Annotated in this window: 17 protein-coding genes and 1 pseudogene; 14 read left to right on the top strand and 4 right to left on the bottom strand. The window is 69.3% G+C overall.

The annotated features are described in order from the left end of the window. Positions 1-26 precede the first annotated feature (26 nt). Positions 27-1739, top strand: a complete 1713-nt coding sequence (locus tag ACWFRJ_RS13960) for a class I adenylate-forming enzyme family protein (protein ID WP_453528797.1) — start codon at positions 27-29, stop codon at positions 1737-1739. A gap of 33 nt (positions 1740-1772) precedes the next feature. On the opposite strand, the gene ACWFRJ_RS13955 is transcribed toward ACWFRJ_RS13960, so the two are convergent. Continuing rightward, entirely contained in the window at positions 1773-2657 is an 885-nt protein-coding gene (locus tag ACWFRJ_RS13955) for a LysR family transcriptional regulator (protein ID WP_453528794.1), read from the bottom strand. Between the two features lie 84 nt (positions 2658-2741). On the opposite strand from ACWFRJ_RS13955, the gene ACWFRJ_RS13950 reads away from it, so the two are divergent. Genes ACWFRJ_RS13950 through ACWFRJ_RS13940 form a run of 3 tightly spaced genes read left to right on the top strand, consistent with a single transcriptional unit; the run spans position 2742 to position 5286 of the window. Continuing rightward, positions 2742-3947, top strand: coding sequence for a thiolase family protein (locus tag ACWFRJ_RS13950; protein WP_453528791.1), 1206 nt, complete (start codon positions 2742-2744; stop codon positions 3945-3947). Next, positions 3944-4612, top strand: a complete 669-nt coding sequence (locus ACWFRJ_RS13945; protein ID WP_453528788.1) for a 3-oxoacid CoA-transferase subunit A — start codon at positions 3944-3946, stop codon at positions 4610-4612. The genes ACWFRJ_RS13950 and ACWFRJ_RS13945 overlap by 4 nt, the downstream gene beginning before the upstream one ends. Continuing rightward, complete coding sequence (locus ACWFRJ_RS13940; protein ID WP_453528786.1) at positions 4609-5286, top strand: 3-oxoacid CoA-transferase subunit B; 678 nt, start codon at positions 4609-4611, stop codon at positions 5284-5286. Before ACWFRJ_RS13945 ends, ACWFRJ_RS13940 begins: the two co-directional genes overlap by 4 nt. Positions 5287-5288: 2 nt before the next feature. On the opposite strand, the gene ACWFRJ_RS13935 is transcribed toward ACWFRJ_RS13940, so the two are convergent. Beyond that, entirely contained in the window at positions 5289-6023 is a 735-nt protein-coding gene (locus ACWFRJ_RS13935; RefSeq protein WP_453528783.1) for a helix-turn-helix domain-containing protein, read from the bottom strand. A 338-nt stretch (positions 6024-6361) separates the two neighbouring features. On the opposite strand from ACWFRJ_RS13935, the gene ACWFRJ_RS13930 reads away from it, so the two are divergent. The 9 genes from ACWFRJ_RS13930 to ACWFRJ_RS13890 all read left to right on the top strand — a co-directional run bounded on the left by ACWFRJ_RS13930 (position 6362) and on the right by ACWFRJ_RS13890 (position 15889). Further along, on the top strand, positions 6362-7432 hold the full coding sequence (locus ACWFRJ_RS13930) for a zinc-dependent alcohol dehydrogenase (RefSeq protein WP_453528780.1): 1071 nt from the start codon (positions 6362-6364) through the stop codon (positions 7430-7432). Positions 7433-7524: 92 nt separating this feature from the next. Then, positions 7525-8715: an alpha/beta hydrolase family protein gene (locus tag ACWFRJ_RS13925; protein WP_453528777.1), complete on the top strand. Its 1191-nt coding sequence runs from the start codon at positions 7525-7527 to the stop codon at positions 8713-8715. Positions 8716-8813: 98 nt separating this feature from the next. Beyond that, the gene (locus ACWFRJ_RS13920; RefSeq protein WP_453528774.1) at positions 8814-10277 is read left to right on the top strand and encodes an APC family permease; all 1464 of its coding nucleotides are present in this window, start codon (positions 8814-8816) and stop codon (positions 10275-10277) included. A 145-nt stretch (positions 10278-10422) separates the two neighbouring features. After that, entirely contained in the window at positions 10423-11289 is an 867-nt protein-coding gene (locus ACWFRJ_RS13915) for an NAD(P)-dependent oxidoreductase (RefSeq protein ID WP_453528771.1), read from the top strand. Between the two features lie 31 nt (positions 11290-11320). Then, positions 11321-11743: a nuclear transport factor 2 family protein gene (locus ACWFRJ_RS13910; protein ID WP_453528768.1), complete on the top strand. Its 423-nt coding sequence runs from the start codon at positions 11321-11323 to the stop codon at positions 11741-11743. Further along, positions 11743-12813 carry a maleylacetate reductase gene (locus ACWFRJ_RS13905; RefSeq protein WP_453528766.1) on the top strand — a complete coding sequence of 357 codons (1071 nt, stop codon included), beginning with the start codon at positions 11743-11745 and terminating at the stop codon, positions 12811-12813. The genes ACWFRJ_RS13910 and ACWFRJ_RS13905 overlap by 1 nt, the downstream gene beginning before the upstream one ends. After that, the gene (locus tag ACWFRJ_RS13900; protein ID WP_453528763.1) at positions 12810-13694 is read left to right on the top strand and encodes an intradiol ring-cleavage dioxygenase; all 885 of its coding nucleotides are present in this window, start codon (positions 12810-12812) and stop codon (positions 13692-13694) included. Before ACWFRJ_RS13905 ends, ACWFRJ_RS13900 begins: the two co-directional genes overlap by 4 nt. Positions 13695-13888: 194 nt before the next feature. Further along, on the top strand, positions 13889-15115 hold the full coding sequence (locus ACWFRJ_RS13895; RefSeq protein WP_453528760.1) for an MFS transporter: 1227 nt from the start codon (positions 13889-13891) through the stop codon (positions 15113-15115). Between the two features lie 36 nt (positions 15116-15151). Further along, a complete protein-coding gene (locus ACWFRJ_RS13890) occupies positions 15152-15889 on the top strand; it encodes a hypothetical protein (protein WP_453528758.1) in 738 nt (245 codons plus the stop codon). A gap of 57 nt (positions 15890-15946) precedes the next feature. On the opposite strand, the pseudogene ACWFRJ_RS13885 reads toward ACWFRJ_RS13890, so the two are convergent. Further along, positions 15947-16129, bottom strand: a pseudogene (locus ACWFRJ_RS13885) (CorA family divalent cation transporter); the annotation flags it as partial. Between the two features lie 1163 nt (positions 16130-17292). On the opposite strand from ACWFRJ_RS13885, the gene ACWFRJ_RS13880 reads away from it, so the two are divergent. Further along, the gene (locus tag ACWFRJ_RS13880; RefSeq protein ID WP_453528755.1) at positions 17293-18741 is read left to right on the top strand and encodes a flavin monoamine oxidase family protein; all 1449 of its coding nucleotides are present in this window, start codon (positions 17293-17295) and stop codon (positions 18739-18741) included. Between the two features lie 25 nt (positions 18742-18766). On the opposite strand, the gene ACWFRJ_RS13875 is transcribed toward ACWFRJ_RS13880, so the two are convergent. Beyond that, a complete protein-coding gene (locus ACWFRJ_RS13875; RefSeq protein WP_453528752.1) occupies positions 18767-20653 on the bottom strand; it encodes a chorismate-binding protein in 1887 nt (628 codons plus the stop codon). Positions 20654-20723 lie beyond the last annotated feature (70 nt).

Here is a 20723-nt window from a genome sequence, read left to right as displayed (position 1 = left end):
CCTGAGCGACATGTTTGCATGTGTCCATGATCATTAACGCGCAGCAAACAAATGCGCAGCAAGCATCCGAGCCGCAGACGCACTCCGAGCCGCGTACGCACTCCGAGCCGCAGACGTACGTGGACCGCATCCTGGAGCACTGGCACAAGGACGAGGACGTCGAGGCGCTCGTCCAGGGTGCGCAGAGGCTGACCCGGGGGGAGGCGCGGCAGCGGCTCTTCCGGTTGGGGCACGCGCTGCGCGGCCAGGGGCTCGAACCCGGCGACGGAGTGGGGCTGTTCCTGGCCAACCGTGTGGACTCCGTCCTCGTGCAGCTCGCGGTCCATCTCATAGGCTGCCGCGTCGTGTTCCTGCCGCCCGAGCCGGGACCCGGCGAACTCGCCGCGCTGGTCGAGCAGTCCCGGGCGCGCGCCGTGGTCACCGACCCGCTCTTCGCCGAGCGGGCCGCCGACGCGGCCGGCCGCAGCGTCCACGCGCCCGTGCTGCTCAGCCTCGGGCCCTGTGAGCAGCCGTGCACGGACCTGCTGGCCCTGGCGGCCGAATGCCCGGCGGCGCGCCCCGAGGGCGTGCCCGCCCCGGGAGCGGACGAGGCCGTCACCGTTCTCTACACCGGCGGCACCCTGGGCCGCCCCAAGCTCGCCGCACACAGCCACCGGCTCTACGACGCGCTGATGGACTTGGTGAAGGACGACCCGCAGGACTCCCGCGCCACGGTCTTCCCGACCGTGAACCCCGGCACGGACAGGGTGCTCGCCTCCACGCTGCTCACGCACGGCAGCGGCCACCTCACCTCGGTGCAGGCGCTGGTGACAGGATCCGTTCTCGTCGTACTGCCCGAGTTCGAGGCGAGTGCGGCGCTGACGGTGCTGCGCGAGGAGCGGATCACGGCCACCATGTTCGTGCCGCCGATGCTGTACGCGCTTCTCGACCACCCGGAGTGCGTGTCGGGCGCTCTCCCCGCGCTGCGGCGGATCGCCGTCGGCGGCGCGGCCTCGTCGCCGAGTCGGCTTCAGCAGGCGGTCGAGGTCTTCGGTCCTGTGCTCAGTCAGGGCTACGGGCAGTCGGAGGCGCTCGGTATCGCCGTGTTCGGTGCGGAGGAACTGGCCTCCAAGGGGGCCCGGCGGCCCGAGCTCTGGCGCAGCTGCGGTCGCGCGATTTCCGACACTCGGATCGAGATCCGTGGTGAGCAAGGCGAGCAAGGTGAGCAAGCCGAGCAAGGTGAGGACGGCACGATGCCGCTTCCCGCCAGGCAGGTCGGTGAGGTGTGTGTCAGGGGCGAGACGGTGATGCTCGGCTACTACGAGGACCCGGAGCGCACGGCGCAGGCGCTGCAAGACGGCTGGTTGCGCACCGGGGACATGGGCTACCTCGACGCCGAGGGGTACCTCTATCTCGTCGACAGGGCCAAGGACATCATCGTCACCGGCAGCACCAGCGACAACGTCTACTCCAGGGTCCTGGAGGACTTCCTGCTCACGCTGCCCGGAGTGCGCAACGCGGCGGCCCTCGGCGTGCCGGACGAGGAGTTCGGGGAGGCCGTACAGATCTTCCTGGCCACGGCCGAGGGCACTGACGTGGACCTGGACGCGGTCGGCGCGGCGGTGACGGCCGAGTTGGGAGAGCTTTACACGCCCCGCAAGACGGTGCTCCTCGACCGGCTGCCGACGACCAAGGTCGGCAAGGTGGACAAGAAGGCGCTGCGCGCCGCGTGGACGAGCGGGACTCCGGCCACGCCGTAGGCGCCGCTGTGCCAGGCGGCTCGGCCCATCCCTTCAAGCGTGCGTGCACTCCTCGATGATCGATGCCACCTGCTGCGCCGAGGGTGAGTTGCGGTGGGCCCGGCGGCCCAGAACGAGGTCGATGGTTTCCGTATCGGCGAGCGGCACGTACGTGACGCCGTCGAGTCGAAGGCTCTGCACCGACTCCGGCACGAGCGCCACCCCGTGGCCGGCGGCCACGAGCACGACGAGGGTGGCGGTCTCACCGACCTCGACCAGGGGCGAGGGCTGGAAGCCCGCCCGGTGGCAGGCCGAAAGGACGCGGTCGTACATGGCGGACCGCGCCTGTGCGGGATGGATGACGAAGGGTTCGCCTGCCAGGGAATCCAGGGAGATCTGCCGGCTGTCGGCCAGTGGATGGTGGGACGGCAGCACGGCCACCAGGGGCTCGGTGCGCAGCGGCGTGATGTCGAGATCTTGGGTGGCGGTTCTGGAACGGAAGACCGCGAGGTCGTAGGTGCCGTCGAGCAGGCCGTCCGCGAGCTGTGGAGTGAGCAGTTCGCCGTGCAGGTCCAGAGTGATGTGGGGCAGTCGCGACCGCACGGTGCGGGCGACGCGCGGCAGCACGTCGTAGGTGGCGGTGCCGATGAAGCCCACGGAAACGCGGCCCGCGTGGCCGGTGGCGAGCTCAGTCATGTGAACCCGCGCGCGTTCGGCCTCGGTGAGCAGCGTGCGTGCGTAACCGGTCAGATGCCTTCCTGCCTCGGTGAGTTCGACGTGCCGGGTGGACCGGTGGAAAAGGGGTGTGCCCAGCTCGCGCTCCAGCTGCTTGATCTGCTGCGAGAGAGCGGGCTGCGCGATGTGCAGGCGGGCTGCCGCGCGCCCGAAGTGGCATTCCTCGGCGAGGGCGAGGAAGTAGCGGACCTGGCGGAGCTCCATGCCGCCCATTCTATAAAACAGGCTTATCAATGCAGAAGAACTGAGTCTTGGACGTGATGAAGCCCTCGCTCGTACGGTGAAGCCGTGACCGACAGTTACTTGTATGCAGCAGCAAGGACACCCTTCGGGCGGTTCTCCGGTTCCCTCGCCGGGATACGGGCGGACGACCTCGCGGCGCTCGCCGTGCGCGGAGTGCTGGCCAAAGTGCCCACGCTCTATGCGGGCGACATCGAGGATGTCGTCTGGGGGAACGCCAACGGTGCAGGCGAGGACAACCGCAACGTCGGCCGGATGGCCGTTCTCTTGGCCGGACTGCCCACCTCGGTTCCCGCCACGACCGTGAACCGGTTGTGCGGGTCCTCACTCGACGCGGCGATCATCGCCTCCCGTGCCATCGAGACCGGTGATGCGGACATCGTGCTGACCGGCGGTGTGGAGTCGATGAGCCGGGCCCCGTGGGTGTTGCCGAAGCCGGATCGGGCCTATCCCGCCAAGAACGTGACCGCTGTCTCCACCACGCTGGGATGGCGGCTCGTCAACGAGCGGATGCCGAAGGAGTGGACCGTCTCCCTGGGAGAGGCCAACGAGCAGTTGGCCGACCGGTTCTCCGTCCCGCGGGAGCGGCAGGACGAGTTCGCCGTCCGCTCCCACCAACTGGCCGACGCGGCCTGGACGGCCGGCTTCTACGACCAGTTGGTGGTGCCGGTCGCGGTGGACGGCAAGGGGAACACGCTGGCCCGGGACGAGGGCATCAGGCCGGGCTCCACGGTCGACAAGCTCGCCGAGCTCAAGCCGTCGTTCCGCCCCGACGGTACGGTCACGGCGGGCAACGCCTCACCGCTGAGCGACGGCGCCTCGGCCGTGCTCCTGGGGTCGCAGGCCGCCGCGGCCCGTATCGGGGCGGATCCGCTGGCCCGTGTCGCAGGGCGCGGGGTGTACGCGCTGGATCCGCAGATGTTCGGTTTCGCCCCGGTGGAGGCGGCGAACCGGGCGCTGAAGAGTGCGGGCATCACCTGGTCCGATGTGTCCGCGGTCGAACTCAACGAGGCGTTCGCCGTGCAGTCGTTGGTTTGTGTGGACGCGTGGAAGATCGATCCGTCGATCGTCAACACCAAGGGCGGCGCGATCGCGCTGGGCCATCCCCTGGGCGCCTCCGGCGGCCGGCTCCTCGGCACCCTGGTTCACCGGCTGAAGGAGTCCGGTGAACGGTGGGGCGTCGCCGCGATCTGCATCGGCGTCGGCCAGGCGCTCGCCGTGGTCCTGGAGAACGTGACGGAGACGAGCCGATGACCGTCCAACTCTGTGCCCACGCCGACGAGGCCGTCTCCGGCATCGAGGACGGCTCCACCGTGCTCGTCGGCGGTTTCGGCATGGCCGGCATGCCCGTCGACCTGATCGACGCGCTCATCCGTCAGGGCGCCGTGGACCTGACCGTCGTGTCCAACAACGCCGGCAACGGCGACACCGGCCTCGCCGCGCTGCTGGCGAAGGGGCGCGTCCGCAAGGTGGTCTGCTCCTTCCCCCGGCAGAGCGACTCCTACGTCTTCGACGAGCTGTACCGGTCCGGCGAGATCGAGCTGGAAGTCGTACCGCAGGGCAATCTTGCCGAGAGGATGCGGGCGGCCGGAGCCGGGATCGGAGCGTTCTTCTGCCCCACCGGAGCCGGAACTCTGCTGGCCGAGGGCAAGGAGACTCGCGTCATCGACGGCCGCACCTACGTCCTTGAGTACCCGATCAAGGGCGATGTCGCGCTGATCGGCGCCCAGCGGGCCGACCGCATGGGCAACCTCGTCTACCGCAAGACCGCCCGCAACTTCGGACCCGTCATGGCCACCGCCGCGACCACCGTGATCGCGCAGGTCCGAGAAGTCGTCGACGCCGGAGTGATCGACCCGGAATCCGTGGTGACGCCGAGTATCTACGTAGACCGCGTGGTGCAGGAGGCAAGCGCATGACCACCCCCGACCGCTCCTCAGCGGACGCCGAGCGCCGCCCCTTGGGCAAGCACGACATCGCCGCTCGCATCGCCCGGGACATCCCCCACGGCGCCTTCGTGAATCTCGGCATCGGACAGCCGACCCTCGTCGCCGACCACCTGCCCGCCGAATCCGGCGTGGTGCTCCACACCGAGAACGGCATGCTCAACATGGGCCCCGCCGCCCAGGGTGAAGCGATCGACCCCGATCTCACCAACGCCGGCAAGATCCCTGTGACCGAGCTGCCCGGAGCGGCGTACTTCCACCATGCCGACTCCTTCGCCATGATGCGCGGCGGGCACCTGGACATCTGCGTCCTGGGTGCGTTCCAGGTCTCCACGGCCGGTGACCTCGCCAACTGGCACACCGGGGCACCCGACGCCATCCCCGCCGTCGGCGGAGCCATGGACCTGGCGATCGGAGCCAAGAGGGTCTTCGTCATGATGACGCTGTTCACCAAGACCGGTGCGCCCAAGCTCGTATCGCGGTGCACTTACCCGCTGACCGGGCCGGGCTGTGTCGACCGGGTCTACACCGACCTCGCCGTCTTCGACATCACCCCGCAGGGAGTGGTGGTTCGGGAGACCTTCGGCCCCACCGTCGGTGATCTCGCGGGCCGTCTTGAGCTGCCGCTTCTGCCCGCCCGGATCTGACGTCAGCCGTCGGACGCGGCGCGTTCCTCATCGAGGGCCCGGAACACGTCGATGACATTGGCCGGTCCCGCGCTGCCGCCGCCAGTTGCTCGGCCCAGCAGATCCGCGAGGCGCTCGCGCGTCTGCTCGGTGGTGTTGCGGCCGACGACATACCACAAGCCGCGAGCCGCCTCGCGGCCGCGGTTGACGTACATGTGCGGGCGAGTGGAGTCGAAGCAGAAGGAGTCACCGGCCCGCAGTTCGTACTGATCGAACTCCAGCACCAGCGTCAGTGACCCCTCAAACAGGTACGCGTACTCGAAGCCGCTGTGGCGCATCAGCGTCCCCTCGACCGAGCTGCTCGCCCCGCCCTGGTAGGTCACCAGCAAGGCGTCCACAAGGCCGTTGTCGGACGAGGCCAGACGCTCCCAGCGGACGCCGTTGTCCATGTCCAGTGCCGGGTTGTCGGTTCCTCGCTGGATCACGACCCCTGGGCGGCTATGAGCGGAGGGCGTGGCCTCACCGTCCTGCGGCTGATGCCGGGACGGTCGGTTCACCTTGATTCCGAGCAGGTCGTCGAGCGAGACCTGTAGCCGGTTGACCAGTGCGTACAGCGTGCTCACGGAAGGCTGGGACTTCCCGGTCTCCACCTGCGAGAGCAGGCTGGCCGAGATGCCGGTTTCCGTGGCCAGGGACCGCAGGCTGATGCCCTGGGCCACCCTGGCCTCCCGAAGAGCCTGGCCGATGCGGTCCTCCATGTGCTGCCCCTGTCCTCCGGTCCGGCTTGCCGCCGGTTGTTAGCTGTCACTGAACGCTACCTCGGTTCGGTGAGAGTGAACAGCGGCGCACCATATCGCGGCTTTCGCCAAGACGAGCAGCCGAAATCTCGCCGAAACGGCCTGTTGACACCAGGATCTGGCGCGTTCACGATGGGCGCACACGTTCAGTGTGGACGAACGAAATCGCCCGTGTGCAATGACGGCCAGTGATACCTGGCCGGTCTCGTCCAGCCGCCACTGCCCCTTGAATCGCGCTGCTCGCGTGGACAGCCGAAGCCGGCGAATCATCAAGGCGCACTTGGAATTGGGAGCCCAGCATGACTGAGACCATGCGCGCCGCCGTCTATCACGGCGCGCGGGACATCCGCATCGAGGACGTGCCGGTGCCCGTGCCGCGTGATGGTGAGGCCCTGATCGCTGTGCGGCGCAACGGACTCTGCGGCACCGACGTCACGGAGTGGCGGGGCGGGCCGGTCATGGTGCCGCTGGCGGAGCGCCATGGTGCCAGTGGCCACCTCGGCCCCATGATCCCCGGCCACGAGTTCGTGGGAGAGATTGTGGAAGCCCGCGGCGATCTGGGGCTGCGTACAGGGCAGGTCGTTGCCGCCGGCGCCGGAGTCTGGTGCGGCACGTGTGACCGCTGCGTGCGGGGGCGCACCAATGTCTGCCGTCACTACTACACGCTGGGGCTCAACGCCCATGGCGGTCTCGCCGAGTTCGTCGCGGCCCCCGCCCGCATGTTGCGTCCGGTCCCCGAGGGGATGCCCCTGGATCATGCCGGCATGGCACAGCCGTTGGCGGTCGGGCTGCACGCGGCCCGACGGGCCGGGGTGCGGGACGGTGACAGGGTCGTGGTGATCGGCGCGGGCGCGATCGGAACGTTCGTCCTGGCGGGCCTGCAGCATCTGTACACCGCGGAGGTGACGGTGATCGACCTGCCAGGTCCGAAACTGGAGCGTGCCCGCGGGCTCGGTGCGGCGCAGACGCTCTCCGCACGCGACGATGTCGTCGCGGCCGTCCTGGCGGCGACGGACGGTCTTGGCGCCGACGTGGTCATCGAGGCCAGTGGGGCCCCCGGACAGTTCGAGAACGCACTCGCCATGGTCACCACCGGCGGACGCGTCCTTGCTGTCGGTCTGCCCAAACAGAAGCCGAGCGTGGACATGTTCTCGCTGACCCTTCGCGAGATCACGGTGACGTCCACGGTCGCTCACGTCTGCGACGAAGACCTGCGGCCGGCCCTGGAGATCCTTGCCGCCGGATCGCTGGGGGAACTGCTCCTGGACGACGTGATCCCCCTCGACCACCTCGTGGGGTCGGGCCTTGAGCGCCTGGCGAACGGGTCGGTCGACGGAAAGATCCTGGTGGATCCGGCAGCGCGCAGCTGAAACGCCGGATCACCCAAGGGAGTTGGCTCCCCTCCCAGCCGTAGCCTCCGGCGATCGGCCCATCAGATCCACATACAGAAAGGCTGTACAGGATGTTCGAGTACTTTCCCGGAAATTACGTATGGAACCTGTCCCTCAACCTGGCCCTGAGCACCGGGGCGGTCATCGACGAGGTGGACGAGGCATGTCGGCCTCTGCTGACGGCCGACTCCGGCGAGGCGTCGACCGAGCAGTTCTTCGCGTCGTGGTGCGGCGTGGCCCAGCGCCTGGTCGGTCTGGCGGACGCCGACGCGGCAGCAGGCCACGGCTATTCGGCGGCTGCCCGCTACCGACGTGCGGCGGTGTACTTCCTGACCGCCGAGCGCATGCAGAGGCACGGCTACGCACCCCGCGCCCAGGCGTACAGCTCGGGCCTGGACTGCTTCCGCAAGGCGGTCACCCTGGGCGAGGAGAACTGCGAGTTCGTCGAGGTGCCCTACAAGGACGATCAGGGAGATCGCTCCCTGCCGGGCCTGCTCATCAAGGCGCCGACGGCAGGCAAAAGTCCTTCCGCCAGCCCCTTTGTCGTCTTCTTCAACGGGCTCGACTCGACCAAGGAGATGGTCTACGGGACCGGCATCGCCCAGGAGCTCGCCCGTCGCGGGGTCTCGTCCCTCATCATCGACCAGCCGGGGTCCGGTGAATCCCTGCGTCTGCGCCGCATGACCGGATTCGCCGAGAGCGAGCGCTACGGCACGGCGTGCGTGGACTATCTCGAGACCCGCGCCGACTGTGACCCGGAGCGTATCGGTGTCGCGGCCTGGTCCCTCGGCGGCTACTACGCACCCCGCGCGGCCGCCTTCGAACCGCGCTTCAGCCTGTGCGTCGCCTGGGGAGCCATCTACGAGTGGGCGGAACTGCAGCGCCGGCGCCTGCAGCGGGACAGTTCGCACGCCGCCGAGATGTCGGTGCCGCACTTCGTCGAGCACCTGCTGTGGGTGTTCGGCAAGGACTCGGCCGACGACTTCCTGGAGTTCGCCGACACCATGAGCCTGGTGGAGGTCAGCGACCGCATCCGCGTGCCGTTCCTCGTCCTGCACGGAGCGGGCGACCGCCAGATCCCCGTCGACATGGCGCAGAAGCAGTACGACGCCGCGGTCAACAGCCCGCGGCGGGAGCTGAAGATCATGACCGAGAAGGACGGCGGCGTCGAGCACGTCGCGGCGGACAACATTTCGCCCACCACCGGCTACATCGCGGACTGGATCGCCGACGTGTACGGCACGGCCGCAGCGCGGCACTGATCCTCCCGACCGCGCGACGGGGAACCGGACGCCGGTTCACCAGCCTCACTCAGGGGCTCGACGCCCACCCAACTGCCCAGCAACCGACGGAGTTTGCGATGACGAGCAGCCAAGCACCCCGCACGGTGATCGAGCCCGACGTCAGACCCCCGCGAGCGGGGGTACTCAAGAAGGGTGCCATCGGCGCTTTCGGAGCGGCGATGATGGCCATCGCCGCGATATCACCGCTCACCACGATGTCGTCCAACCTTTCGATGAGCCTCGTGCTGGGCGTCGGCCCGGCCACGGTGCTCGTCATCGTGCTCACGGTGCTGGTGTTTCTCTTCTTCACCGCCGGTTATGTCGTGCTCGGCAGGTACGTCGTCGACTCCGGTGCCTACTCGGCCTACGTGGCCCACGGCCTCGGCCGTACGGCGGGATCGGCCATCGCCGTCATCGCGACCTTCGGGTACAACCTCGCCGTCGTCGCCTTCTCCGGCGTCGCCGGCTACTTCCTCGACAGTGCCTTCGAACCCCTCGGCCTGGACCTGCCCTGGTGGTTCTACGCACTGGTCGTCGTCGCCCTGACCGGCGTCCTCGGCTACCTAGGCGTGGACGTGGCGAGCAAGGTCACCAGCGTCATCTGCGGCACACAGTTTCTCCTGCTGGGTGCCTTCATCGTCGCCGTACTGGTGCGCAGTCCCTCGGGTTTCCGTCTTGACGTGTTCGCCCCGTCCGGGCTCACCGGAGGTGCGTTCGGCCTGTCGATCGTGTTCGTCCTGCTGTCCCTGGCCAGCTTCGAGACCACCGCCGCCTACGGAGAGGAGACACGGGACCCGCATCGCACCGTCCCCCGGGCCACGTACCTGGCGCTGTCCCTCCTCACCGGTGCCTTCATCGTCGGCACATGGGCAGTCGTCGCCGCGATGAACAGTGCCCCGCGGGAGGTCGCACAGTCCGGCCCGGGCGAGATCATCCCCGCCCTGTTCGGCTCCTACCTGGGCAGTTGGACCAGCACCCCACTGAAGTTCGTGATCGCGGTCAGCATCATCGGCGCCGCCATCGCCTTCCACAACCTCGCGACCCGGTACATGTTCTCGTCCGCCCGGGCCGGCCTGCTCTGGTCGGCCCTCGGCCGCACGAACGCACGCCGACAGACGCCCCACAACGCGGTCATCTGCCAACTCCTTTTCACCATCGTGTTCCTGACCCCCTTCGTGGTGGCGGGTGCGGACCCCATGGTCGGCCTGCTGCCGGCCATCGCGGGCTACAACTCGCTGTCGATGATCACCAAGATGGGAAGCTCGTCGGTCAGCGTCGTCGCCGCGTCCGTGCGTGGCAAGATCACCGGCTCGCTCTACGCGACACGGATCGCTCCGGTCCTCGCGACGCTCGGCTTTCTGACCGCCGGATCCCTGATCGTCGCGCACTACACAGAGGTGACCGAGAGCGACGCCGCCTGGGTCAACTGGATGCCTCTGCTCCTGCTCGTCTGCGCCACCTACGGCGGCCTGCGGCAGCGCTACCTCAACCGTCGCAGCGAGAGCGCACCGGAACCTCGCCTGCCCGCAAGTGTGCGTTAAAGATTGACACACGCCCGTCAGGGTGTTCAATGAGAATGAACATTCGGTGGGCGGGATGCCTGCACCACCCCGCCCCCTCATCACTGGCCAGGAGGTTCGGTGCTAGCCGCAACACCCTCTGAACCGCAACGTACGGGAGAGACGCATGCTGATCGGAATGGCCGGTCTGGGGCGGATGGGCCGCCCGATGGCCACTCGACTGGCACACGCCGGGCACACGGTCCTCGGTCACGACCCGGGGCTTGACCGGGCGCCGGAAGGCGTCGCGCTCGTGCAGTCCTCGGCCGAGCTCGGCCACGCCCCGTTGACGATCAGCATGCTGCCGGACGGAGCGACGACCCGGGACTTCGTCGTTAACGGTCTGGCGAACGTCACACCCGATCACCTCCACGTGGTGATGGGCACCGTCGGACCCGAACTGGTAAGGGAGTTGGCTCAATCCGCGACGGTGGACATCATCGACGCCCCGGTGTCGGGGAGCGTGTCCATGGCTGAGAATGCGGCGCTGACCACGATGGTCGGCGGGAGCCTGAAACAGTTCGAGCGGGTCCGCCCCCTCCTCGCGGCGATGACATCGGCGCAGTTCTACTGCGGACCCGTCGGCGCGGGCTCGGCGGCGAAGCTCGCCGTCAACGCCGTACTCGCGGCGCTCAGCCAGGGTGTCGCTGAAGGACTGCTCATCGCGGAGGCCGGCGGACTCGACCTCACATCCTTCTACGACGTGCTGCGCAACAGCGCGGCCGGCGCACCGTACGTCGGTTACAAGGAAGAGGCGTTCCTCACGCCCGAATCCGCCGGCGTCGCCGCCCCGGTGTCACTGATCCGCAAAGATCTCGCGCTGGCCCTCGACCTGGCCCGCAAGCGTCAATTGAGCCTGCCGGCATGCGAGGCGTCCTACACCGTCCTGGACGACGCGACGGCGGCCGGGCTCGGCCAGGAAGACATGGCCCAGGTACTCACCGCGCTGCGACTGCGCGGTGGCTCGCCGACGCGCGATGCGCACGGCGCCTGACAGAAGCCTGACAGAAGAAAGAAAGAGTTCCATGACTGCAAGCAGCATCCCCACCGCCACCGGTGTCAGGGCGACGATCCGCACCCTGGAGGACGCCCGCTACGAAGCGGTGATCACGGGCGACATCGAAGCCTTCACCGCGCTCGCCCACCCCGAGCTCGCCTACACCCATTCGAACGCGGTGGTGGACACTCTGGACTCGTACCGGGAGAAACTCGGGTCGGGTCACTACGTGTACCACCACATTGAACACCCGGTGGACCGGATCATCGTGTCGGGGGAGACCGCCGTGGTGGTCGGGGAGATGCATGCCGACCTCACCGCGGGCGGGGTGCGCAAGACGCTGGCGAACCGGTGTCTGGCCGTGTGGGTGCGCGAGAGCGACCGCTGGCTGCTCCTTGCCTACCAGCCCACCGTCCTGCCTGAGCCCACCGTCCTGTCCGAGGAGGTCTGATGCGCACATTCACCTACGACGCACTGCCCGGACGCGTGGTGTTCGGCCCCGGCGTCGCGCGCCGCGCCCTCCTGGACGAGATCGACGCGTTCGGGGCGAGGCGGATCCTGCTCATCGCCGCCGGATCCGAGACCGGTCTGGCGCGCGAACTGTGTGCCCCGTTCGCCGACCGGGTCGCGGCCACGTTCACCGAAGTCCGGCCGCACGTCCCCGTCGAGGTCGCCGAGCGCGCCCGTGCAGCAGCGGTTGGTGCCGACCTGGTGCTGTGCGTGGGCGGCGGGTCGACGACGGGCACCGCCAAGGCGGTCGCCCTGACCACCGGACTGCCGATCGTGGCCGTGCCCACCACTTATGCGGGCTCCGAGGTCACACCTGTGTGGGGCCTGACGGAGGGGACCCGCAAGACGACCGGCACAGACCCGCGGGTCCTCCCGCGGACCGTCGTCTACGACCCCGACCTGACCCTGACGCTCCCTGCCGCCCTGTCGGTGGCCAGCGGTCTCAACGCCATGGCCCACTGCGTCGAGGCGTTCTGGGCCCCTCGACGCAACCCGGTCTCCAGCACGGTGGCCGAGGACGGCATCCGGCACCTCGCGGTCGGCCTGCCTGCCGTCGCCGCCGACCCCACCGACGGCGACGCCCGGACCGAGCTGCTTCTGGGCGCCTATCTCGCCGGGTCGGCGTTCGCCGTCGCTGGATCCGGCCTCCACCACAAGATCTGCCACGTCCTGGGCGGCGCGTTCGACCTGCCGCACGCTCAGACCCACGCGATCGTGCTCCCGCACGTGCTGGCCTTCAACTCCGCGGACGCGCCCGAGGCTGCCGCCCGCATCGCCGCCGCGCTCGGCAAGCCCGACCCGGCCTGCGGGCTCCATGAGCTCGGCGCGAAGCTCGGCGTGCCGACCGGCCTGCGGGAACTCGGCCTGGGGGAGGGCGACATCGACACCGTCCTCGACGACATTCTCGCGCTCGCGCCCGCCGACAATCCGCGCGCTGTCACGGCTGACGGTCTCAGGGAGCTGGTGCACGCGGCATGGGCCGGTACCGAACCCGCGAGGGGGAACGCATGACCATCGAGCACTCCGGGGCCGACGGCCGGGAACAGGCGGTCACCGACGAGGTTCTCGCCAGCTTCGACGAGACCGCCGACCCACGTCTTCGCGAGGTCATGCAGAGCCTTGTCCGCCACCTGCACTACTTCGCCCGCGACGTCCGGCTCACCGAACGGGAGTGGGAGACGGCGATCGATTTCCTCACCCGCGCCGGACACATCACCGACGACCGCCGCCAGGAGTTCATCCTGCTGTCCGATGTCCTCGGCCTTTCCATGCTGGCCGTCGCCATCAACGAGCCGAAAACACCCGGGGCGACCGAGGCGACGGTGTTCGGACCCTTCTTCGTCGACGGCGCCCCCGAGGTGCCGCTCGGCGGCGACATCGCACACGGGGCGGCGGGCACCCCGTGCTACGTATCAGGTCAGGTGCGGTCCGGGGACGGCAGCCCGATCAGCGGCGTGCGACTGGATGTCTGGGGAGCCGACGAGGACGGCTTCTACGACGTCCAATACCCCGGCGACCGTTCCGCGGGGCGCGGCTGGCTGCGAACGGGGCCCGACGGCACCTATCGGTTCTGGACGGTCCTGCCCACGCCGTATCCGATCCCGCACGATGGCCCGGTCGGCGACCTGCTCACCGCCGCCGGCCGCGGCCCGATGCGGCCGGCGCACCTGCACTTCAAGGCCACCACACCGGGGCACCGCACCCTGATCACCCACATCTTCGTGGCAGGCGACCCCTACCTCGGCTCCGACGCCGTGTTCGGCGTCAAGGACAGTCTTGTCGTGGAAGCCGAGCACCACACCGCAGGAACGGCGCCTGACGGATCACAACCGCAGAGCGCCTGGACGAGCATGACCTTCGACCTCGTGCTCGTTCCCGACGACGCCGGCTGACCGCCTCCGGCGCCTCCCCGCGTGGGCGGCTCCCGCTTGACGCGGCACTGCAGGCCGCCCCCGGCCGCAAGCCTTCTGCACGGCTGCGGCCGGGCCTCGGCCCCCCATCCGTCCCACAAGGGACTGCTCACCCTCAGACCACAAGCTGATCAGTGCTGCCCGCGTTCACCGGCAGCACGCTCGGAGGTGTAACGATGCGACGTACTCGGTGGATTGTGCTCGGCGGCTGTTTCCTGGCCTACCTGTTCGACGCGTTGGAGATCGTCCTCCTGTCCCTGGCCCTCCCCGACATCCGGCAGGACATGGGTCTGTCGGTGACCCAGGCGGGCCTCCTCGCCACCGCCACCCTCCTGGGCATCGGCGTCAGCAGCGTGGCGGGCGGGTACGTGGCGGACAACTTCGGCCGTAAGAAGGCACTGATCGCATCACTGGTCACCTTCGGCCTGTTCACGGCCGCCCTCATCGTCGTACCGAACTTCACCGTCTTCCTGATCCTGCGTTTCCTCGCCGGTATCGGACTCGGCGCCGTGTGGAGCGTCGTGTCCGCCTACGTGGTCGAGACCTGGCCCGCCAAGAGCCGTGGCCGGGCCGCGGCGTTCGTGATCAGCGCCTTCCCGGCCGGAGGCGCACTCGCCGCCGTCATCTCCGGCCCCCTTCTCCCGAACTGGCGGCTGATGTTCCTCATCGCCGGCACGGCCGTGATCGTCCCTGTGCTCATCGTCCTCGTCTGCTTCCGGGAGTCAGCCGGCTGGGCGGCCCAAAGGGCAGAGAACACCACCGACTTCGTCTCGGTACGCGACGTGTTGACAGGCCCGCTGCGCCGCACGACCCTGCTGGGCACGCTCATGGCAGCGCTCGCCCTGACCGGCTACTGGGGCGCGACGACCTGGCTGCCGACCTACCTCACCGACGAACGCGACCTGCCCTCAGGCTCGGTGTCCCTGTTCGTGACGATCCTGAACCTGGGCATGTTCCTCGGCTACAACGGCTTCGGGATACTCGCGGACCGGATCGGCCGACGCCGGACGATCATTCTCACCCTCCTGGGGGTCGCCGTCACGATGCCCGTCTATGCCCTCACCACCCACCAGACGCCCCTCCTGTGGCTCGGTCCACTGTTCGGCGCCTTCACTGCCTTCTTCGGTCTGTTCGGGTCCTACCTCGGCGAACTGTTCCCCACCCGGACTCGTGCCACGGGCGCAGGATTCTGCTTCAACGTCGGCCGTGGCGTGTCCGCGTTCGCGCCCTTCGGCCTCGCCGGCCTCGCGGGCTCGATCGGGTTCAGTGGTGGCCTCATGGTGTGTGCCGCCTTCTTCGCTCTGGCGGCGGTGGTGACCCTGTTGCTGCCCCGTACCGGTGGACACGCACCGGAGCCGGTCGCCGAACCCCGGGCCGGTCTCGCGGCCCAACCGAGCACCTGACCACGGCGTCAACAGCCCCCGATCCGAAGGAAACCGATGGGAAAAGACCGGATCTCGATTCGAGCGGTGCTCAACGGGAGGGAGGTGACCCGCGCCGCAGTTCTCGACTGGGAGGCGAAGCGCCTTCCCAGAGCCGCAGCCAAGATCGGACTGGACGTCCCGACCGGCGAGCTCACACAGCAGCGCCTGACATTCGCCGACGGCAAGCTTTCCATGAGCCCGGAGGAGATTCGGCGGCGCTTGTCGCGCGACCTCCGCCTCGCCCGCGCGGTCACCCGAGCCACGGCTCGCCTGTCCAGGGGACGCCGAGCCACGAGCATGTGCGACCTGCACGTTACTGGTGGCAGCGCTGCAGAGTTCGTGCAGTGGTTCGATGACATTGAGCGCGAGGACTACACGCGCAGCATGGTCGCCGCCAATCCCGACCACTTCCTCATCCAGACCGACCTCCACGGACGGCAAGAGGTCATCGAGACCACTGGGGGCAGCCCCATGGCCAACCGGTTCTTCGTCGACTACGAAGACACCTCGTCACTGGTCACGCCACGGGACACCGGATTCGCCGTCCAAACCGCAGGCGTCGCCCTCACTGAGGCGGGCCTGCCCATCGGCGGGGTCCGTCACCAATTCAACGACGAGCCAGGCGGCTTCCGCGCCCGAGTATGCGTCGAATTCCCTCGCGCGATCGCACCCCGCATGCTCGTTGCGCACCGCTGGCATCTGGCTTGCGAATTCTCCAACTGGATCGAGTTTGCGTTCGGACAAGAGGGCTGAACTGACTGAGGAACGAGCACGGCCTCGGCTGCCGAGTGTTGGGGCGACTACCCGCCACTAGAGCCAGTCCCGACGCTTGAAAATCACGTACAAAATGGCGCAAACAATCCCCATGAGGCCAACCGCGAAGGGGTATCCGAACCTCCAATCCAGCTCCGGAATGCGGTCAAAATTCATGCCGTAGATAGTTCCAACGAGTGTGGGTGCAAACAGAATGGCCGCCCAAGAGGAGATCTTCTTGAAGCCGTCTACCGCGCCCCGTTGACCAGGGAATTTGAGCTGCTGAGGTGGTCTGAACTGGGGGAATGTCTTTCTGACTCTTTCACGCTCATTCAGCCTTGTGTCGCCGGTTCTCCCCAGGCGCTCCCCATGCGGCTCAATTCTCCCCATGGGGCTTGCTCGATGGAGGCGCCTCAAGAGAGTTCGGGCCCGATTGCTTTGTCGCTTTCCGTATGTGCTGAGAGTCGATGTTCGTGTCCGGCCGGCTTCCCCTCTGCGCAGCGACCTTGGGCGCACAGGCACCGGGCGTTCCAGAGGGGGACCGTCCTAGCTGCTCCTTGGCCCGTGTGAAGTCCTCCTGCGCGATGAACAGGCGGGCGAGCGCGATGTGCAACTCGACGATGAGTAAGCCGATGTTTCCGCTCACGCCCAGCTGATCGCGCAGCAACCCCCGCAGCTCGTGCGTCGACGAGGCTCGCGAGGCTTACCAGAGAGTCGCTCCCGGCCGACACCTCGTCCACATCGCCGATGGCCTCGTAGTACTGGCCACGAATCGCACCGACTACGGGACGGGTTTCCGGTAGAACGGCGGCTCGTTCCATCATCAACCTGAGTAGCTCATCGGCTTCGGCAGCCAGAACATGGGGGACCAGGACCTGCCGCCTTCGCCATTGACCAGGCGTATCCGTACCCCCTCCCATCCATCGCACCAGGCGGGCGCTGGCCTGCCACACCTCAGCGGCTTCATCTCCGCCGCGCACCTGTGCCGCGTTGGTCCGCGTTGGTCCCCAGTACCAGCGGGTGAGCTGTGAGACACAAGTCTGCCGCGTTCGCCGTGCCGCTTCCGTGTCCGCTGATCGAGACGTCCACGTCGACCAGGTTCAGCAAGCCCCTGCGGGAGACCACTGGTCGGGATGTGACGGGCCGGCGGCAGATCGTCGTACCGGCACTGAAACCAGCAGGTCGCGTATCCGGTTCACGTCCAGGCGGCCGTGGTCGAGCGGGCCGTGCAGCGCGCCGCTCGGCGGACAGCGACAGCTCCACCGGGGCGGTCGGCACATGGCTTCGGCGGCAGGTGGTAGACGAGCGGAGAGCGCCACGGGTACGGGTGTTCGGCCATGGAGCCGTTGAAGAACCCGGCCGCGGAGCCGTCGAGTCACCGAACCACGGAAACGGAGCACTCCATGCGGGAAGCCACCCAGACCGAAGTACGCCGTGCCTTCGACAGCGGGCTACCGGGGCTTCGGCCCCCGCGGTCCGTCATCGTCGTCGGCGCCGGGCTCGCCGGACTGGCCGTCGCCCACGAACTCGCCGCCCGGGACTGCGAGGTGACGGTCCTGGAGGCGTCCGACCGGCCCGGCGGGCGCGCGTACACACTGAGGGCGCCGTTCGCCGACGGCCTGCACGCCGAGGCCGGCGCGATGACGCTCACCCCGCACTGCCACTACGCCATGCACTACCTGCGCGAACTCGGCGTCGAGACGGACACCGCCGACCTCTTCGGCACCACGTTCTCCTACTTCGCCCGGGGCCGCTTCTTCACCCCCGACCCGGACGCGGTCGCCGGAGCCGGCCTCGACCTGCACCCGCACGAGAAGGACCTCGGCGTCAACGGCATGATCGAGCGCTACGTCTCCGCCGTCGCCGACAGCCTCCAGCCCGATCTGAGCGCCCCCGACTGGGCGGTCACTCAGCGCCTCGGCCCCTACGACCAGCTCTCCGTGCACGAGGTTCTCACCGACCGGGGCGCCTCCCAGGCGGCCATCGACCTCATGGAGCCGCTCTTCCTGGAAATGCGCGGCGGCGACCTGAAGGCGGCGTCCGCGCTGTCCTGGCTGCGCCACGAGGCGAGCCCGCATTCGCTGGGCAACGCCGACCCCCGCTGGGCCAAGGTGAAGGACGGCACCGACCGCTTCCCGCAGGCCTTCGCCGAGCGGCTCAAGAGCCGTATTCACTACCGCCGTCCGGTGGTTCGCGTCGAACAGGACGCGGAGCGGGCCCGGGTCACCGTCCTCGCCAACGGCCGCCTGGAGACCCTGGAGGCCGAACGCGTCGTCGTCACCGTCCCGTTCAGCACGATCCGGCACATCGATTTCACCGACGCGGGCCTCTCCGACGCCAAGCACGACGTGATGCGCCGGGTGAAGTACGCCTCGATCGTCCGCGTCTACCTCCAGATGCGCCGCCAGTTCTGGCCGCAGCACAACGCCAGCTTCTCCACCGACCTGCCCATACGCTGGATACGCGACGCCACCCCCCAACTCCCTGGACCCCGCAAGATTCTGGAGTGCCTGATGACAGGATGGCGGGCCCGGGCGGTGTCGGTCATGACCGAGGAGGAGCGCCTCGGCTTCGTCCTCACCGAGGTCGAGCGGATGCTGCCGGGCGCTCGCGACCACTTCGAGACCGGCACGTCCGTCTGCTGGGACCAGCGCCCCTACGCCGAGGGCGCGTACTTCCTGCCCGAGCGCGGGCACAGCGCCCTGATGCCGGTGATCCGCAGGCCCGAGGGACGGGTCCACTTCGCCGGTGACCACGCCGGGTTCGAGCCCAACGGCGGCTCGATGACCTTCGCGTTGGAGTCCGCGGCCCGCACTCTGGTGGAACTCGGCGCGGCGGCCGACGTGTCCTGAGCCCGCGCCGGCGGGGCCGGGGGAGTCAGCCGAGCAGTCGGCGCAGCACCCCGGCCCCATCGGTGGTCAGCACCGACTCCGGGCGGAACTGCACACCCCGTACGGCCTGTTCGTGCAGCGAGATCAGCTCGTGCCGGTCCGGTCCTGAGACGATCGTGCAGGTGTTGCGGAAGGCGGCGGTGACCGGTCGTCCGAATAAGTCCATCTCCCGCGCCAGTCCGGCGCCGCCGGACCTGGCCACGACCCGGGCGTCCGGCAGGGTGGCCAGCGCCAGCAGCTGGAAGCCGAGGCCCACCCCGGCCACCGGTGGCCCGCCGGGCGGCCGGTCCCGGACCAGGAGTGCGGCTGTCCGGCGCAGCGCCGCCATACGCGCGCAGCCGGGGTCGTCGGGGCGGCCGGGACCGGACGCCAGCAGCACGGGCCCCGGGTGCCGGACCAGGGTGCCGGCCGCGCCGGGGTCGTCGTGGCGGATCACCTCGGCGGGGCCGTGCACGGCGGTCACCAGGTGCAGCAGGGCGGCCAGTTCGGCGCGGGCGTCGCCGCCCGGGTCGAGTACCAGCACTGCCGGGCCGCCCGTGGACGGTGTGGCGGTGCCCTTGGTCCAGAACGACGACAGCGCCGCGTGCCGCCGGGCCAGCGCCTCCTGTACGGCGCTGTGGAGGTCATCAGGGCCCGGTGTGGCGGGGGAGGGCGGTGTGCGCGCCCGCTCGGCGGATGCCGGTCGCGCCTTGAGGGCGGTCAGCACGGCCTGGGCCTTGGTCCGTGTCTCGGCCGCCTCGGCCGCCGGCGACGACCGGCCGCCCACGGTCGCTCCCACCGACAGGCGTGCCTCGCCCCGGTGATCCACGATCAGGGTCCGGATCACCGCCGCCGAGTCCAGCTCCTCCGCCCCCGCCCCGTCGCGGCCGATCAGCGCGAGGAGACCGCCGTAGTAGCCGCGTCCGGTCGTTTCGTAGCCGTGAATGGTCTCGCACGCCTCCGCGAACGGGCTGCCCACCACCGTCGACGCGAACAGGGCCCGTGCGAGGGTCTCCCGCGCCCCGGCCGCCGCGGGTCCGCTGATCCGGCACTGTGTGTGCAGCAGATGCGCCATCCCGCGCAGGAACGGCCCCTCCACCCGCACCCCGGGCCCGGCCAGCCGGCACAGCACCGCCAGCTCCGCGTCCACCGTGGTCGCCAGCTCCTCCGCCTCCTTGCGGTCGGCGAGGAAGGCGAGCAGGTCCTCGGCGCGCGGCCCTTCCGGCGGGCGCCGGTAGGTGCCGCACAGCGGATTCATCACCACACGGCAGCCCTCGACGCCCACATGCCCCTGCGGGGTCGCGCCCACCAGGGTGACCGGCCGGGGGCCCCCGGTGTGCACGACGAAGGTCCAGTACGCGCCCGACTCCGCGGTCAGCAGCCGCCGGAACAGTTCCACGGCCACCGCGGGCCGGAATCCCGGCAGTCGCGCGGACCAGTCCCGGCGCAGCAGGACGTTCAGCCCGCCGCGGGCCGCGTCCGAGTCGGCGAACTCCCGCACCAGGTCCTCGTACTGAGCTTCGCTCGTCGTGAACCCGGCGTCCCGCCACTCCACCGGCGGTGCCGCGGCGGGGTGCCGGCCGGTGAACGCGTCCTCGGGCAGGAGGTGGTGCTCGCGTACCCGCAGCAGCCGCAGCGGCGTACCGTCGTCGTGGCACGGCAGGCCGTGTTCAGCCAGGTGCCGGAAGGGCAGCAGGGCCAGCAGCCCCGGACCGGGCGCGTCGTTCGGTGCGGCCGCTTCGTCCAGCGACCGGACGGTTTCCATGTCCCCGAACAGCAGCTCAACCGGGGCCCGTTCGCGCAGGCCGGGACGCTGCCTGTGGAGCAGCGCGAAGGGCGGCACGTCAGCCCCGTACAGCCGCTCCAGCACGTCCGCGTCCGTCGTCGGCCTCATCGACCGCACTCCCTTCCGGTCGGCCGCGCGGCGGCGGCCCGCCCGAGGCATTGGGTTCTCCGGTGCGGCT

Source organism: Streptomyces sp. NPDC055239 (genome assembly GCF_053606205.1).
The sequence above is the reverse complement of the archived record's forward strand: the minus strand, read 5'-3'. Positions and strand labels throughout refer to the sequence as shown.